We start from the raw sequence: 13,901 nt of genomic DNA on the forward strand, positions 1-13,901 counted from the left end.
GCTCATTGCCCGATCTGGCGTGGCTCCAGGCCGGTCAGCGCCGGCCCTTCCAGCACCCGCCCCTCGGTATCGAAACGGCTGCCGTGGCAAGGGCAGTCCCAGCTCTGCTCGCTCTGGTTCCATTTCACGTGGCACTTCATGTGCGGACAGACCGGCGACAGCGCGATGTAGCGGCCCTCGCGGGTGCGGTGGACCGCGCAGGTCTCGCCGTCGACGCGCAACACCCGGCCGCCGCCCAGCGGCACGTCGGCCAGGCCCTCTTCGCTGCGCAGCGCCTCCACCCGGTCGCCGACCATGTGCGAGGCGACGGTCGCGTTCTCGGCGGCGAAGCTGCGCGCCGACTTCACCGGGGTGAAGCGTCGTGGGGACAGCAGTTCCGCCAGTGGAGTGTCGTCTCGGCCACGCACGATGTCCTCCAGCACGGCGCCGGCCACGGTGCCCCAGGTCAGCCCGTCGGCGCCCATGCCGGTGGCAATCAGCACGTTGTCGTGTCTGCTGCGGCCGATGTACGGCAACCCGTCGGCACTGGTGTACTGCTGCGCCGACCAGGCATGGGTGAACTCGCCGAGTCCGAAGTTCTGCCGCCCGTAGTCGCGCAGCCGGCCGAGATGGTCGGCGTGCGGGTCACCCTCGCCGGTCTTGTGCTTCTCGCCCACGATGACCAGGTAGCGCCGGCCGTCCTGCCGATGGGTACGCACGGAATGCTTGCCATCCTTCACCCACACGCTGGCATCGGCGGGCCCGTCGCCTTGCAGCGGCGCGGCGACCCCGTACTCGCGATAGACCTCCATCTCCGCCTGCAGCACGTTGAAGCCTGCGGGGGTATGGGTGGCAAGCACGATGTGCCCGGCACGGACGCTCCCCTCCGGCGTCTTCACCCGTCCTTCGCCGGCATCGATGTCGATCACCCGGCTGTGCCCGTACACGGCGCCGCCCGCCTTCGATACGGCCGCCGCCAGGCCGGCAGTGAAGCGGTAGGGATTGAAGTGCGCCTGGTCCGGGAGGCTGTGGACACCGGCCGGCGACAGCGGCCAGCCCTCGACCTGCTCGCTCCACTGCGCCGCCAATCCCAATGCCAGCGCCGCCTCGTGTTCCCCGCGCAGCTGTTCGAAGGATGGCGATTCGCGGCTGATCACGCACTGGTGCAGTGGCACTCGCCGCAGGCCGCAATCGATGCCCAACCTGGACGCGGTCCGATCGATCCATTCGATCGCCTCCTGCCGCGCCTGCACGGCCAGCCGCGCCTTGCCGTCGCCCCACTTCCGGCGCAGGGTGGCAAGGCCGGTTGACACGGTGGCGTAGAGGTTGCCGGTGGAGCGCCCGGTGTTGCCCTCCCCGGCGCTACGCGCCTCCAGCACCGCCACCTTCAGGCCGGCTTCCGCCAGCCGCAGGGCGGTGACCAGGCCAGTGATGCCCGCGCCCACCACCACCACGTCGGCTTCTACCTCGCTCTGCAGGCAGGCGGCGGGCGCTTGCGGCCCGCTGATCCAGAGACTGTCCATCGCGCGTCCTCCAGGCGTTTGCCGGCCGCCGGGCGCGGCCACAGAGCGCCGACCCTTGCATGTGCGCGGTCGAACGGGCGTGATAGGCAGCCCCGTCCACAGGAGCCCGCCGCATGGCCAACGACACTTCCCGCCTCTACCACAACCCGCGCTGTTCCAAGTCCCGCGGCGCGCTCGAGCTGCTGCGGGAGAATGGCATCGAGCCCGAGGTGATCCGCTACCTGGACACCCCGCCCAACGAGGCGCAGCTGCGTGCGCTGCTGGACATGCTCGGCATCCCCGCCCGCGGGCTGCTGCGCAAGGGCGAGGACGAATACCGCGAACTGGGCCTGGACGATCCCTCGCTGGGCGAGGAGGAGATCATCGCCGCCATGGCCCGGCACCCGAAACTCATCGAGCGCCCGGTATTCGTCCACGACGGCCGGGCGGTGATCGGCCGCCCACCGGAGCAGGTCCTCGGGCTGCTATAGCGACTTGCTCATCCGCATCGACAGCACGTGCGCCGGTGCCTCGAAGGAATCGGCGCGAGCGCCCTCCCAGTAGGCCCTGAAGACCTCGTGCTCGGCGCAACCGTCCAGCAGCTCGCCCGGTTCCAGGAAGCGGTACAGCCGGGCCAGTGAACGCACCTCGGTGGGCGAGACCCGCCGCAGGATGTGTTCGGGGCCGATCTGGCCGGGGTTCTCCAGCCCGGCGGCGGCGATCAGCTCGCGCAACGCGTGCAGGGTGTTGTTGTGGAAGCCCATCACCCGCACCGCCTTGTCCTCCGGATCCAGGCCCTTCCAGCGCGCCGGGTCCTGGGTGGCCACCCCTGTTGGACAGCGGTCGGTGTGGCAGCTCAGCGCCTGGATGCAGCCCAGGGCGAACATGAAGCCGCGCCCGGAGTTGCACCAGTCCGCGCCCATCGCCAGGGTGCGGGCGATGTCGAAGGCGCTGGTGATCTTGCCCGCCGCGGCCAGGCGGATGTTGTCGCGCAGCTTCACCCCGACCAGGGTGTTGTGCACCAGCATCAGCGCCTCGTGCATCGGCAGCCCGACCTGGTTCATGAACTCCGCCGGCGCCGCGCCGGTCCCGCCCTCGGCGCCGTCGACGACGATGAAGTCCGGGCGGATGCCGGTCTCGACCATCGCCTTGGCGATGCCGAACCATTCCCACGGGTGGCCGATCGCCAGTTTGAAACCGGTCGGCTTGCCGCCGGACAACCGGCGCAGCTTCTCGACGAACTGCAGCAGCCCGATCGGGGTGGCGAAGGCGCTGTGCTGCGGTGGCGAGACGCACTCCACCCACGGCCGCACGCCGCGGGTCAGGGCGATCTCCTCGCTCACCTTGGGCGCCGGCAACACCCCGCCGTGGCCGGGCTTGGCGCCCTGCGACAGCTTGATCTCGATCATCTTCACCTGCGGGTCGTGGGCGTTCTCGGTGAAGCGTTCGGTGCTGAAGTGGCCGTTCTCGTCGCGGCAGCCGAAGTAGCCCGAGCCGATCTCCCACACCAGGTCGCCACCGTGCTCGCGGTGGTAGGGCGAGATCGAGCCCTCGCCGGTGTCGTGGTAGAAGCCGCCCATCTTCGCGCCCTTGTTGAGCGCGCGGATGGCATTGGCCGACAGCGAACCGAAGCTCATCGCCGAGATGTTGAACACGCTGACCGAATACGGCTGCGCGGTGTCCTCGCCCACCAGCACGCGGTAGTCCGGGTCCGACAGCGGCGCCGGCACCAGCGAGTGGTTGATCCATTCGTAGTCGTTGCAGTAGACGTCCTGCAGGGTGCCGAACGGGCGGGTGTCGTTGACCGACTTGGAGCGCTGGTACACCAGCGCCCGCTGCAGGCGCGAGAACGGCACCTCGGCGGTATCGGACTGGATGAAGTACTGCCGCATCTCCGGGCCGATCGACTCCAGTCCGTAGCGGAAGTGCGCCAGCACCGGGTAGTTGCGGCGCAGCGTGCTGCCGGTCTGCAGCAGGTCGAAGGTGCCCAGCACCGCCGGCAGGGTGAAGAAAGCCGCGGCCCAGAACCAGCCTGCACCCAGCAGCAGGCCGAACAGCGCGCATACCGCCGCCAGCACGATGGACGCAACGTAGGGAAGGAAGCGCAGCATGCGGTCTCCGGTGTCGGCGTGAGCCTTGGAGGATACCGGCCGCTGTCCCGCCACGCCGGCTACAGCCCCGGCGCCGGCACCGCAAGGGCGCGCAGCAGGCGTTTGCCGGCGCGGCCGTCGGCCGCCATCCCCAGCCGCTCCTGCTCGGCCCTGACCGCCGCCCGGCTCGCGCTGCCAAGGATGCCGTCGACCTCGCCGATGTCGTGGCCGCGGGCGATCAGCAGCCGTTGCAGCTCGCGCCGCTCGGCGCGCGACAGGCCCGGGTCCTCGGTCGGCCACGGCGCCACCGGCCCGGACTTGCCGCGCAGGCGGTCGGCCAGCAGCGCAATGGCCAGGGCGTAACTCTCGGCGGCGTTGTAGCTGTAGATCGCGTCGAAGTTGCGGAACACGATCCAGGCCGGGCCCTCCCGGCCTGCCGGCAGCAGCAGCGCCGAGCGGGTGTCGGCGCGGGGAATCGGCATGCCGTCAACGCGGGTCACCCCGAGATCGATCCAGTCCGACAGCGGGCGCCGGCTGGTACGCCCCGCCAGCGAGGTGTTGAACCCGGCCGGCAGCTTCACCTCGTGGCCCCACGGCTGGCCGCTCTGCCAGCCCGAGCGCTTGAGGTAGTTGGCCGTCGAGGCCAGCGCGTCGGGGATGCTGCCGACCAGGTCGCGGCGGCCGTCACCGTCGAAGTCCACCGCGATGCGGCGGTAGGTGGAGGGCATGAACTGGGTGTGCCCGAACGCGCCGGCCCAGGAGCCGACCAGGTCGCCGGCGCGCACGTCGCCGTCCTGCAGGATGTGCAGCGTGGCCACCAGCTCACCGCGGAAGAACGCCTGCCGTCGGCCCATGCACGACAGCGTGGCCAGCGACTGCAGCAGCGGCCGCTTGCCGAAGGTCCCGCCGAAGTCGCTCTCCACGCCCCAGACCGCGACCACCGTCTCCGGGTCGACGCCGTAGGCCTCCTCCACCCGCGCCAGCGTGCTGGCGTGCCTGGCCAGCATCGCCTTGCCGTCCTCCACCCGCTCCCCGTCGACCAGGCCGGCGAGGTAGTCCCAGATCTCGGTGCGAAACTCGGGCTGCTGGTCGAGCAGCGCGAGCACGGAGGTGTCCGGCTCGACGCCACGCACATGGGCATTGAAGGTCGAGCGGCTGATGCCCTGCCCGGCCGCATGGGACTCCAGCCGCGCCAGGCAGCGCTCGTAGGCGGCGGCGTCGTAGTCGGGCGGCGGGGCGGCGGCGAGGCCGAGGGTCAGCAGGCTGGCGAGCATGCGCCGACCTTATCGACGGCCTGCGTGATGGCGCCGTCGACCACTGCCGCTCATGGTGGTGCCCGGACCGGGAATCGAACCCGGATAGCCTTGCGGCTGACGGATTTTAAGTCCGTTGCGTCTACCAGTTCCGCCATCCGGGCGCGGCAGCGGCACAGCTTAAAAGAAAAAGCGGCCAGGTTGCCCTGACCGCTTTGTCCTTGGAGGCCTGAGTCGGAATCGAACCGGCGTACGCGGATTTGCAGTCCGCTGCATGACCACTCTGCCATCAGGCCGGATGGCGATACCGCAAAAACAAAAACCCCGCGAACGGGGCTTTGTTTAAGCGCTGCCCCGGTGTTCCGGAGCGCCGGCTTTGCAGCCGTTTGATCTGGAGCGGGAAACGAGACTCGAACTCGCGACCCCGACCTTGGCAAGGTCGTGCTCTACCAACTGAGCTATTCCCGCTTGGGAGCCGCCATTTTAGGCATGGGGCGAAACCTGTCAACTAGTTTTTCACATCTTCCTTCAGGGAAGGCCACGCCGCGCGCAGGTACTCGAAGCCGGACCACAGCGTAAGCAGCGCGGCACCGGCCAGCAGCCACTCGCCGATCATGAAGACCGGCAGCCCGAGGAAGTCCTGCTGGTACAGCAGCAACACCAGGGCGGTCATCTGCACCACGGTCTTGATCTTGCCCAGCGTGGCCACCTTCACCTTGGAGCGCTGCCCCACCTCGGCCATCCATTCGCGCAGCGCCGACACCGCGATCTCCCGGCCGATGATCACCGCCGCCCACAGCGCCATCCACACCGTCGGGTGGGCCTGGACGATCAGCATCAGGGCCACCGCGACCATCAGCTTGTCGGCGACCGGGTCCAGGAAGGCGCCGAAGTTGGAGTACTGGTTGAAGCGCCGGGCAATCCAGCCGTCGGCCCAGTCGGTCAGCGAGGCGAAGGCGAAGATCGCCGCGGCGGCGATGTGGGTCCCCTTGAACGGCAGGTAGAACACCAGGACCAGCACCGGGATCAGCAGCATCCGCAGCAGGGTCAGCAGGGTCGGTACGGTCAGTCTCATGGAGCGCTCCGTCCCGGGGCCGCGTCGGGCGCGGGGACTGTTTCGAGGCCGTGAAGGGTCGCATAGATGCGTTCGGCGAGGGCGGCATTGACCCCGTCCACCCGGGAGATTTCCTCCACGCCGGCCGCTTTCAGCCCGCCCAGGCCACCGAAGTGCCGGAGCAGGTTGGCGCGCCGGCGCGGACCGATGCCGGGGATGTCCTCCAGCCGGCTGGTGTTGCGGGCCTTGGCCCGGCGCCCGCGGTGGCCGGTGATGGCGAACCGGTGCGCCTCGTCGCGGACCTGCTGCACCAGCTGGAGTGCCGGCGATTCCGGCCCGGGATGCACCTTCCGCCCATCGGGGAGCAGCAGTTCCTCGTCGCCGGGACGCCGTGCCGGTCCCTTGGCCACGCCGACCACGGCGATGCCGGCCAGGCCGAGCTCGTCCAGCACCTGGTTGGCCTGGGCCACCTGCCCGGCACCCCCGTCGATCAGCAGCACGTCCGGCAGCACGGCCTTGTCACTGGCCGGCTTGCTGGTGGACGCTCCGCCGCCCTCCTCCAGCGCGGCCACCGCCCGCCGGAAGCGCCGGGTCAGCGCCTGGTGCATGGCGGCGTAGTCGTCGCCGGGCTCGATGCCGCTGATGTTGAAGCGCCGGTACTGGCTGCGCACCGGGCCTTCGGCGTCGAACACCACGCAGGAGGCGACCGTCGCCTCGCCCATGGTGTGGCTGATGTCGAAGCATTCGATCCGCGACGGCAGTTCCGGCAGGGCCAGCAGCTCGCGCAGGCCCTCGGCGCGGGCCAGCTGGGCGGCGCTGCTGGTCATCTCGCTGGCCAGGGTGATCTGTGCGTTGCGCGCGGCCATCTCCAGGTAGCGCGCGCGGTCGCCGCGGACCCGGGGGCGCAACTGCACCCGGCGCTCGCCGGTCGCCGACAGGGCCTCCTCCAGCAGTTCGCGGTCGGGGATCTCGCGGTCGATCACGATCTCCGACGGCGGCAGCTGCTCGCCGTAGTGCTGCGAGACGAAGGCGGCCAGCACCTCCTCGGGGTCCTCGGCACCGTTGGTCTTCGGGAAAAACGAGCGGGTGCCCAGGTTGCGCCCGTCGCGGAAGCTCAGCAGCACCACGCAGGCACTCGCGCCCTGCATGGCGATCGCCAGCACGTCCAGGTCCGCGGCACGGCCGTCGACGTACTGGCGGGCCTGCAGGGTGCGGATGGAGGCGATCAGGTCGCGCAGGCGCGCGGCCTCCTCGAAGTCCAGCCGGGCGCTGGCCTGCTCCATCTTCGCGCCGAGCTCGTCGGTGAGCTGGTCGCTGCGGCCTTCCAGCAGCAGGGTCGCCTGGCGCACGTCCTCGGCGTAGTCGCGGGCGTTCACCAGCCCGACGCAGGGGCCGCTGCAGCGGCCGATCTGGTACTGCAGGCAGGGCCGGCTGCGGTTGCGGAACACGCTGTCCTCGCAGCTGCGCAGCTTGAACAGCTTGTGGATCAGGTTGAGGGTGTCGCGCACCGCGCCGACGCTGGCATACGGCCCGAAGTAGCGCCCCGGGACCGAGCGTGGCCCCCGGTGCATGGCGATCCGCGGCCACTGCTCGCGGGTCAGCAGCACGTAGGGGTAGCTCTTGTCGTCGCGCAGCAGCACGTTGTAGCGCGGCTTGAGCGACTTGATCAGCTCGTTCTCGAGGATCAGCGCCTCGGATTCGGTCCGGGTGACGGTGACTTCCATCCGCGCCGTCTGCGCCAGCATCGACAGGATGCGCGCGGACTTGGGAGTGGCGTTGAAGTAGCTCGACACCCGGTTGCGCAGCGCGCTGGCCTTGCCGACGTACAGCACCTGGTCGTCGGCGCCGATCATCCGGTACACGCCCGGGGCGGTGCTCAGCTCGCGGGCGAAAGCCTTGCCGTCGAAGGGGGGGGATGCGCTCACCACGACATTATCGCCCGTGCCCGGCGCCGCCGGCCTGCCGCGTTCAGCCGCCGCACAGTGGCGCCGTCCACGCCGCGGCTGCAATCATCGGCGCATGGCTCCTGCCGACCCGCCCTTCCCCCGCGCGCTCGCGCTGGCCCGCCGCAAGCGCATCGCCGTGGCGATGCTGCTGGTGGCGGCACTGGTGTTCGTGGCCGGCAGCTGGCTGGAGCTGCACCACCCGTACTGGGCCCTGGCCCTGGTGGTGGCGATGGCCGAGGCGGCGATGATCGGCGGGCTCGCCGACTGGTTCGCAGTGGTGGCGCTGTTCCGCCACCCACTGGGACAACGCTGGATCCCGCACACCGCGATCATCCCCCGCCGCAAGCAGCAGCTCGGCCGGGCGCTGGCGGATTTCATCTGCGAACACTTCCTGGACCGCCGCGAGGTGGTGCGCAAGCTGGAGGAGTTCGATCCGGCCTGGCGGCTGGCCCATGCCCTGGCCGACCCGCGGCATGCGGCCCGGGCCGGCAAGCTGGTGGTCGAATTGTCCCCGCACGTACTGGCCCTGCTCGACAGCGAGCGCCTGTACGGCTTCCTGGAACGGCTCACCCGCGAGCAGCTGCGGCGCATGGACCTGGCCACGCTGGTGGCGCAGGTGCTGGAACTGATGACCCACCAGCGCCGGCACCAGGCGCTGCTGGACAGCGTGCTGCGGGACATGGGCGGCTTCCTCGCCGACCCGGCGACCCAGGACCTGTTGGCGGCCCGGATCAGCCCGCAGATGTGGTCGGTGCTGCGGATCACCGGGCTGGACGAGCCGGTGGCGCGCAAGCTGGCCGCGCGGGTGGTGGCCGGCGTCGCCGACCTGGTCGAGCAGATGGCGACCGATCCCCGGCACGACATGCGGCTGCGCTTCGACGGCTACGTGGAAGGTTTCATCGACCGCCTGCATCATGACGACGTGCTGCGGCACAGGGTCGGGGAACTGCGCGACCGGCTGCTCGACGACCCCGCCCTGCCCCGCTACGTGCGCGGCCTGTGGGACCAGGTGCTCGCCTGGCTGGGCGAGGACCTGGCACGCGAGGACTCCCGGGTCGCGGCGCGGGCGAGCCGCGCGGCCCAGGTATTCGGCGAGCGGCTGTCGGCCGATGCCGCGATGCGCGAGTGGATCAACCGCTGGCTGGCGGACGCGGCCGGACCGCTGGTCGAGCGCTACCGCGGCGGCATCCGCGACTTCATCGTCGAGCGCATCGGCCGCTGGGACACCGACGAGCTGGTCAACGAGCTGGAACTGAGCGTGGGCAGCGACCTGCAGTACATCCGCTACAACGGCACCGCGATCGGCGCGCTGATCGGCGGGCTGCTGTTCGGCATCCGGCACCTGCTCGGATACCTCGCCACCCTTTGATGCGCCCTACCCGTTTGCGGTGAGGCGCGCCTCGGCGCGGGCAAGGTCCTCGGGGGTGTCCACGCCCGGGGGGAACGGCTCGGGGGTCAGGCCGGCGGCGATGCGGAAGCCGGCCTCCAGCACGCGCAGTTGCTCCAGCGACTCCACCTGCTCCAGCCGGCCCGGCGACAGCGAGGCGAAACGCTGCAGGAAGCCGGCGGTGTAGCAATAGATGCCGATGTGCCGCAGCCAATGGTCGCCGCCGGGCATCCGCTCCGGGTCGCGGGCGAAGTCGTCGCGCGGCCACGGCACGGGCGCCCTGCTGAAATACAGCGCATCGCCGGAGCTGGCGCGGACCAGCTTCACCGCGTTGGGATCACGCAGGGTCGCGAGGTCCCCGACCGGCGTGGCCAAGGTCGCCATCTCCGCCCCGCTGGAGACCAGCAGGGAGGCCACCGCGCGGATCCCGGCGGCCGGCGCGAACGGCTCGTCGCCCTGCAGGTTGACCACCACCTGGTCGTCGTCCCAGCCGGCGATCCGCGCGCATTCGGCCAGCCGGTCGGTCCCCGAGGCGTGGCTGGTGGCGGTCAGCGCGACCTGCACGCCGCTGCCCTCCAGCGCCCGCACGATGCGCTCGTCATCGGCGGCCACCCAGACCTCGCGGGCACCCGAGGCCAGTGCCCGGCGCGCCACGTGCAGCACCAGCGGCTCGCCGGCGAGCAGGCGCAGCGGCTTGCCCGGCAACCGGGTGGCGTCGTGCCGGGCGGGAATCGCGACAACGAAATCGGGAAAATTCATGTCTCGGAGCCTTGCATGGCGGCCACCCTACGCGCGGGGCGAGGCGACGCTGTCCAGGCGGTCGAGGAACGCCACCCAGAACGCCTCCGGCAGCTCGGCCCGGATCGGCACGCTGTAGAAGGCCTCGGTGGCGAAGCCGGCGCACTTCACCGCGTCCTTCTCGGTCATCAGCACCGGCAACGGGCTGCCGAACTCGAAGTCCTCGGCGCGGTAGCGGTGGTGGTCGGCGAAGGCGTGCGGGACCACCGCGATGCCCATGTCGCGCAGCATGCCGAAGAAGCGCTCGGGATTGCCGATGCCGGCGACCGCATGCACCCGGTGGCCGACGAAGGATTCCAGGCTGCGCGGGCGCCCGCCGCGCACCGGCACCGCGCGGTCGAACACCAGCCGCATCGGCCACTCGCCAAAGCCGGTCGCGGTGCCGCCGTTGCCGCCGGTGTTCCTGGCACCGGCGACGTTGACCACGCGGAAGTCGCAGCGCGCGGCGCGGGCCGGCAGTTCGCGCAGCGGACCGGCGGGCAGCAGGCGGCCGTTGCCGTAGCGGCGGCGTGCGTCGACCACTTCGATCTCGATGTCGCGGTCGAGCCGGTAGTGCTGCAGGCCGTCGTCGCACAGCACGATGTCGCAGCCGGCGCCGGCCAGGGCGGCCGCGGCGGCGGCGCGGTCGCGGTCGGCACGCAGCGGCACCCCGGTGCGGCGGGCGATCAGCACCGGCTCGTCGCCGCCCTGCTCCGGCGGCGTGTCGGCCTCCACCCAGATCGGCCGCGAGGCTTCGGCGCGACCATAGCCACGGCTCGCGACGCCCGGATTCCAGCCTTCCGAGCGCAGCCGCTCGGCCAGGGCGATGGTCAACGGGGTCTTGCCGGCGCCGCCGGCGGTGATGTTGCCCACCACCACCACCGGCACGCCGGGATGGCGGCGCCGCAGCAGGCCGACGGAATAGAGTTGGCGGCGAAGTCCGCTCAGGCCGCCGTAGACCAGCGACAGCAGGCGCATCGGCAACGGGACGGGGACTTCGCTGTACCAGTAGTGCGGCTGGTGCTCTCGCCGCGCAGCGGGGGGCTGGCTCATTGCGCCTCGCGGAACTGCATGCGGTGCAGGTGCGCGTACAGCCCGCCGCGCGCCAGCAATTCGGAATGGGTGCCTCGCTCGACGATGCGCCCTTCATCCATGACCAGGACCTGGTCGGCGTGCTCGATGGTCGACAGCCGGTGGGCGATGACCAGTGTGGTGCGGTCGGGCATCAACCGCTCCAGTGCATCCTGCACCAGCCGCTCGGACTCGGTGTCCAGGGCCGCGGTGGCCTCGTCGAGGATCAGCACCGGCGCGTCCTTGAGCATCGCCCGGGCAATCGCCAGGCGCTGGCGCTGGCCGCCGGAGAGCCGGCCGCCCTTGGCCCCGATGCCGGTGTCCAGGCCCTCGGGCATGTGCTCGACGAACTCCATTGCATTGGCGCCGCGGATCGCCTGTTCCAGCGCATCGGGCGGAGCCTGCTCCAGCTCGCCATAGGCGACGTTGGCGGCCACGCTGCCGTCGAACAGCATCACCTGCTGGCTGACCAGTGCGATCTGCCGGCGTAGGTCGGCCAGCGGGTAGTCCTGCAGCGGGTGGCCGTCGAGCAGGATGTGTCCGGATTCGGGCTCATAGAAGCGCGGGATCAGCTTGATCAGGCTGGACTTGCCGCTCCCGGAACGGCCGATGATGGCGGTCACGGTGCCGGGCGCGGCGGTGAAGCTGACCCCGTTGATCGCCGCCCGGTCCTGCCCCGGGTAGCGCGCGACCACGTCCTGGAACTCGATCAGCCCGCGGGCACGCGGCAGCGGGCGGGTGCCGTGGTCCGGCTCGTCCTCGGCGTCGGTGATGGCGAACAGCCGGTCGGCCGAGGCCACCCCGCGCTGGAGCATGTTCTGCACGTTGGTGAGCGACTTCAACGCCGGGATGATCGCCATCATCGCGATCATCAGGGCGACGAAGCCGCCGGCACTGAGCCGGCCAGCCTGTGCCTCGAAGCCGGCCAGCAGCAGCAGCGCGGCCAGGCCGACCGCGCCGATCATCTGCACCATCGCCGAGGAGATGCTGCGGGTGGATTCCACCTTCAGGCTCAGCTTGAGGTGGTGGTCGGCCTGCTTGCGGTAGCGCGCCAGCTCGCCGGCCTGGGCACCGTAGACCTTGACCTCCTGCTGCCCGCCCAGGGCCTGGTCGGCCTGCTGCATCAGCGCCGCGCCGCTTTCCTGGATGCGGTGGCTCAACCGCCGGTAGCGCTTGCCGACCTTGTCCATCACCCAGGCCAGCGGCGGCGCCAGCACCAGGATCGCCGCGGTCACCTGCCAGCTGGTCCACAGCATCACCGCGAGCATCGCGATCACCTGCAGCGACTGCTGCAGCATCACCTTCACCGCATCGATCGCGGCCTGCGCGACCTGGTCGCTGTCCGAGCCCAGCCGCACCAGCATCGAAGGCACCGGCTCGGCGTCGAAACGCTGGCCCGGCAGGCGCAGGTACTTGCCCAGTACCTGGACCCGGAAGTCGCGCGCGATGCCGCGGCCGGCGCGGGCCATGTTGTAGTCGGTCAGGTAGCCGGCGACCCCGCGCAGCAGGAACAGCACCACGATCACCGCCGGCAGCAGGTAGCTGGACCCGGCACCGCGGTCGATGAAGGTGACATCGATCACCGGCTCCATCAGCTTGGCGAAGGCGCCCGCGGCGATGGCCTCGATCACCATGCCGACGCTGGCGAACGCGAGCAGCCGCCGGTACGGGCGGGCAAAGCCGAGCAGGCGGCGGTAGACCTGCCAGGGGGTGGCCTCGGTCTGCGGCAGGGTCCGCTGGCTCACGGCGCTGCCCCGTCCACGTCGGGTGACGCCGTGGCGTTCATGATGGTCCGGAAGCCGAGTTGACCCAACGCATCATAGGCAGTGATCACCGACTGCCAAGGGGTGCGGGCATCGGCGCGCAGCATCACCGGGCGCTCGCGGTCCTCGCCGGCGACCTCGCGGATGGTCGCCTTGAGCGATTCCACGTCGTCGCGCAGCACCTCGCGGTCGCCGACGAAGTAGCGTCCCTGCGCGTTGACCAGCAGCAGCAGGGGCTGGTCGGCGGCCGCCTGCTCGCCGCTGGCCCGCGGCAGCTCGAGCCGGATCACCGAGCGCGCGTCGAAGGTCGCGGTGACGACGAAGAAGATGATCATCACCAGGATGACGTCGATCAGCGGGATCATGTTGATCTCCGGCTCGTCGTCGCGGCGATGGTCGCGGATCCGCATCCGCTCAGCCCTTGGTGACCGGCGGGTTGATGCCGTGCCCGCCGGCGGCCACCGGCACGGCGACCGGGGCCGGGTCGAGCACGTCCAGCAGGCGGATCGCCTCCGATTCCATGTCGACGATGTAGCCGGCGATGCGGCCGCGGAACCAGCGGTGCGCCCACAGCGCCGGGATCGCCACGACCATGCCGGCGGCGGTGCACACCAGGGCCTTGCCGATGCCGCCGGCCAGTTCGTTCACGTCACCGATGCCGTAGTCGAGGATCCCCAGGAACATCTCGATCATTCCGATCACCGTGCCCAGCAGACCCAGCAGCGGGCCGGCCGCGGCGATCGTGCCCAGGGTGTTGAGGAAACGCTCCATGGCGTGCACCAGGTGGCGGCCCACGTCCTCGATCCGCTCGCGTACCTGGTCACGGGGACGGTGGCGGACCTCCAGTGCGGCGGCCAGCAGCGCCCCCAGTGGCGAGGTGCCGCGCAGGGACTCGATATGCGCCGGGTCCAGCCGCCCGCCGGCGGCCCAGGTGCGGACCTCCTCGCCGAGTCCGGGCGGCAGCACCGAGCCGCGCCTGAGGGTCCAGGCACGCTCGACGATCAAGGCCAGCGCGAGCGCGGACAGCAGCAGCAGCGGGATCATCGGCCAGCCGCCGGCCCTTACCAGTTCCAGCACAT

12 protein-coding genes and 3 tRNA genes are annotated in these 13,901 nt (G+C 70.8%); 2 read left to right on the forward strand and 13 right to left on the reverse strand.

What is annotated here, in order from left to right:
- Positions 1-2: 2 nt before the first annotated feature.
- Entirely contained in the window at positions 3-1,502 is a 1,500-nt protein-coding gene (locus tag LY625_RS02455) for an FAD-dependent oxidoreductase (protein WP_233737405.1), read from the reverse strand.
- Positions 1,503-1,615: 113 nt separating this feature from the next.
- Between LY625_RS02455 and arsC the strand changes: the two genes are divergently transcribed.
- On the forward strand, positions 1,616-1,972 hold the full coding sequence (gene arsC / locus LY625_RS02460; protein ID WP_233737406.1) for an arsenate reductase (glutaredoxin): 357 nt from the start codon (positions 1,616-1,618) through the stop codon (positions 1,970-1,972).
- Here arsC and LY625_RS02465 read toward each other — a convergent pair.
- The 7 genes from LY625_RS02465 to uvrC all read right to left on the reverse strand — a co-directional run bounded on the left by LY625_RS02465 (position 1,967) and on the right by uvrC (position 7,803).
- Positions 1,967-3,592 (reverse strand): FMN-binding glutamate synthase family protein, encoded by a 1,626-nt coding sequence (locus LY625_RS02465; protein WP_233737407.1) that lies wholly within the window; start codon positions 3,590-3,592, stop codon positions 1,967-1,969. The two genes, arsC and LY625_RS02465, sit on opposite strands and share 6 nt — an antisense overlap.
- A 59-nt stretch (positions 3,593-3,651) precedes the next feature.
- On the reverse strand, positions 3,652-4,845 hold the full coding sequence (locus tag LY625_RS02470; protein WP_233737408.1) for a lytic murein transglycosylase: 1,194 nt from the start codon (positions 4,843-4,845) through the stop codon (positions 3,652-3,654).
- Positions 4,846-4,901: 56 nt separating this feature from the next.
- Positions 4,902-4,988: transfer RNA gene (locus LY625_RS02475), tRNA-Leu, on the reverse strand.
- 58 nt (positions 4,989-5,046) lie between these two features.
- Positions 5,047-5,120: transfer RNA gene (locus LY625_RS02480), tRNA-Cys, on the reverse strand.
- 96 nt (positions 5,121-5,216) lie between these two features.
- Positions 5,217-5,292, reverse strand: a tRNA-Gly gene (locus LY625_RS02485).
- Positions 5,293-5,332: 40 nt separating this feature from the next.
- Complete coding sequence (gene pgsA / locus LY625_RS02490; protein ID WP_233737409.1) at positions 5,333-5,899, reverse strand: CDP-diacylglycerol--glycerol-3-phosphate 3-phosphatidyltransferase; 567 nt, start codon at positions 5,897-5,899, stop codon at positions 5,333-5,335.
- Entirely contained in the window at positions 5,896-7,803 is a 1,908-nt protein-coding gene (gene uvrC / locus LY625_RS02495) for an excinuclease ABC subunit UvrC (RefSeq protein WP_233737410.1), read from the reverse strand. The genes pgsA and uvrC overlap by 4 nt, the downstream gene beginning before the upstream one ends.
- Before the next feature lie 94 nt (positions 7,804-7,897).
- Between uvrC and LY625_RS02500 the strand changes: the two genes are divergently transcribed.
- Positions 7,898-9,193 (forward strand): DUF445 domain-containing protein, encoded by a 1,296-nt coding sequence (locus tag LY625_RS02500; RefSeq protein ID WP_233737411.1) that lies wholly within the window; start codon positions 7,898-7,900, stop codon positions 9,191-9,193.
- Between the two features lie 6 nt (positions 9,194-9,199).
- Here LY625_RS02500 and kdsB read toward each other — a convergent pair whose 3' ends face one another.
- From kdsB to LY625_RS02525, 5 genes are read right to left on the reverse strand one after another with little or no spacing between them, the layout of a single operon-like run.
- A complete protein-coding gene (gene kdsB, locus LY625_RS02505; RefSeq protein WP_233737412.1) occupies positions 9,200-9,970 on the reverse strand; it encodes a 3-deoxy-manno-octulosonate cytidylyltransferase in 771 nt (256 codons plus the stop codon).
- A gap of 27 nt (positions 9,971-9,997) precedes the next feature.
- Complete coding sequence (gene lpxK / locus LY625_RS02510; RefSeq protein WP_233737413.1) at positions 9,998-11,041, reverse strand: tetraacyldisaccharide 4'-kinase; 1,044 nt, start codon at positions 11,039-11,041, stop codon at positions 9,998-10,000.
- Complete coding sequence (msbA, locus tag LY625_RS02515) at positions 11,038-12,804, reverse strand: lipid A export permease/ATP-binding protein MsbA (protein ID WP_233737414.1); 1,767 nt, start codon at positions 12,802-12,804, stop codon at positions 11,038-11,040. The genes lpxK and msbA overlap by 4 nt, the downstream gene beginning before the upstream one ends.
- Positions 12,801-13,232, reverse strand: a complete 432-nt coding sequence (locus tag LY625_RS02520) for a biopolymer transporter ExbD (RefSeq protein ID WP_233737415.1) — start codon at positions 13,230-13,232, stop codon at positions 12,801-12,803. Before LY625_RS02520 ends, msbA begins: the two co-directional genes overlap by 4 nt.
- 4 nt (positions 13,233-13,236) lie before the next feature.
- Positions 13,237-13,899, reverse strand: a complete 663-nt coding sequence (locus LY625_RS02525) for a MotA/TolQ/ExbB proton channel family protein (protein ID WP_233737416.1) — start codon at positions 13,897-13,899, stop codon at positions 13,237-13,239.
- Between the last annotated feature and the right edge of the window lie 2 nt (positions 13,900-13,901).

The organism is Lysobacter sp. GX 14042 (assembly GCF_021390425.1).
In the GTDB taxonomy this organism is placed as follows: Bacteria; Pseudomonadota; Gammaproteobacteria; order Xanthomonadales; family Xanthomonadaceae; genus Novilysobacter.

Bases quoted from the DNA above. Each gene is read 5' to 3' on its own strand.
- LY625_RS02455 (WP_233737405.1), bottom strand. From the start codon at position 1,502: ATGGACAGTCTCTGGATCAGCGGGCCGCAAGCGCCCGCCGCCTGCCTG.
- arsC (WP_233737406.1), top strand. From the start codon at position 1,616: ATGGCCAACGACACTTCCCGCCTCTACCACAACCCGCGCTGTTCCAAG.
- LY625_RS02465 (WP_233737407.1), bottom strand. From the start codon at position 3,592: ATGCTGCGCTTCCTTCCCTACGTTGCGTCCATCGTGCTGGCGGCGGTA.
- LY625_RS02470 (WP_233737408.1), bottom strand. From the start codon at position 4,845: ATGCTCGCCAGCCTGCTGACCCTCGGCCTCGCCGCCGCCCCGCCGCCC.
- pgsA (WP_233737409.1), bottom strand. From the start codon at position 5,899: ATGAGACTGACCGTACCGACCCTGCTGACCCTGCTGCGGATGCTGCTG.
- LY625_RS02500 (WP_233737411.1), top strand. From the start codon at position 7,898: ATGGCTCCTGCCGACCCGCCCTTCCCCCGCGCGCTCGCGCTGGCCCGC.
- kdsB (WP_233737412.1), bottom strand. From the start codon at position 9,970: ATGAATTTTCCCGATTTCGTTGTCGCGATTCCCGCCCGGCACGACGCC.
- lpxK (WP_233737413.1), bottom strand. From the start codon at position 11,041: ATGAGCCAGCCCCCCGCTGCGCGGCGAGAGCACCAGCCGCACTACTGG.
- LY625_RS02520 (WP_233737415.1), bottom strand. From the start codon at position 13,232: ATGCGGATCCGCGACCATCGCCGCGACGACGAGCCGGAGATCAACATG.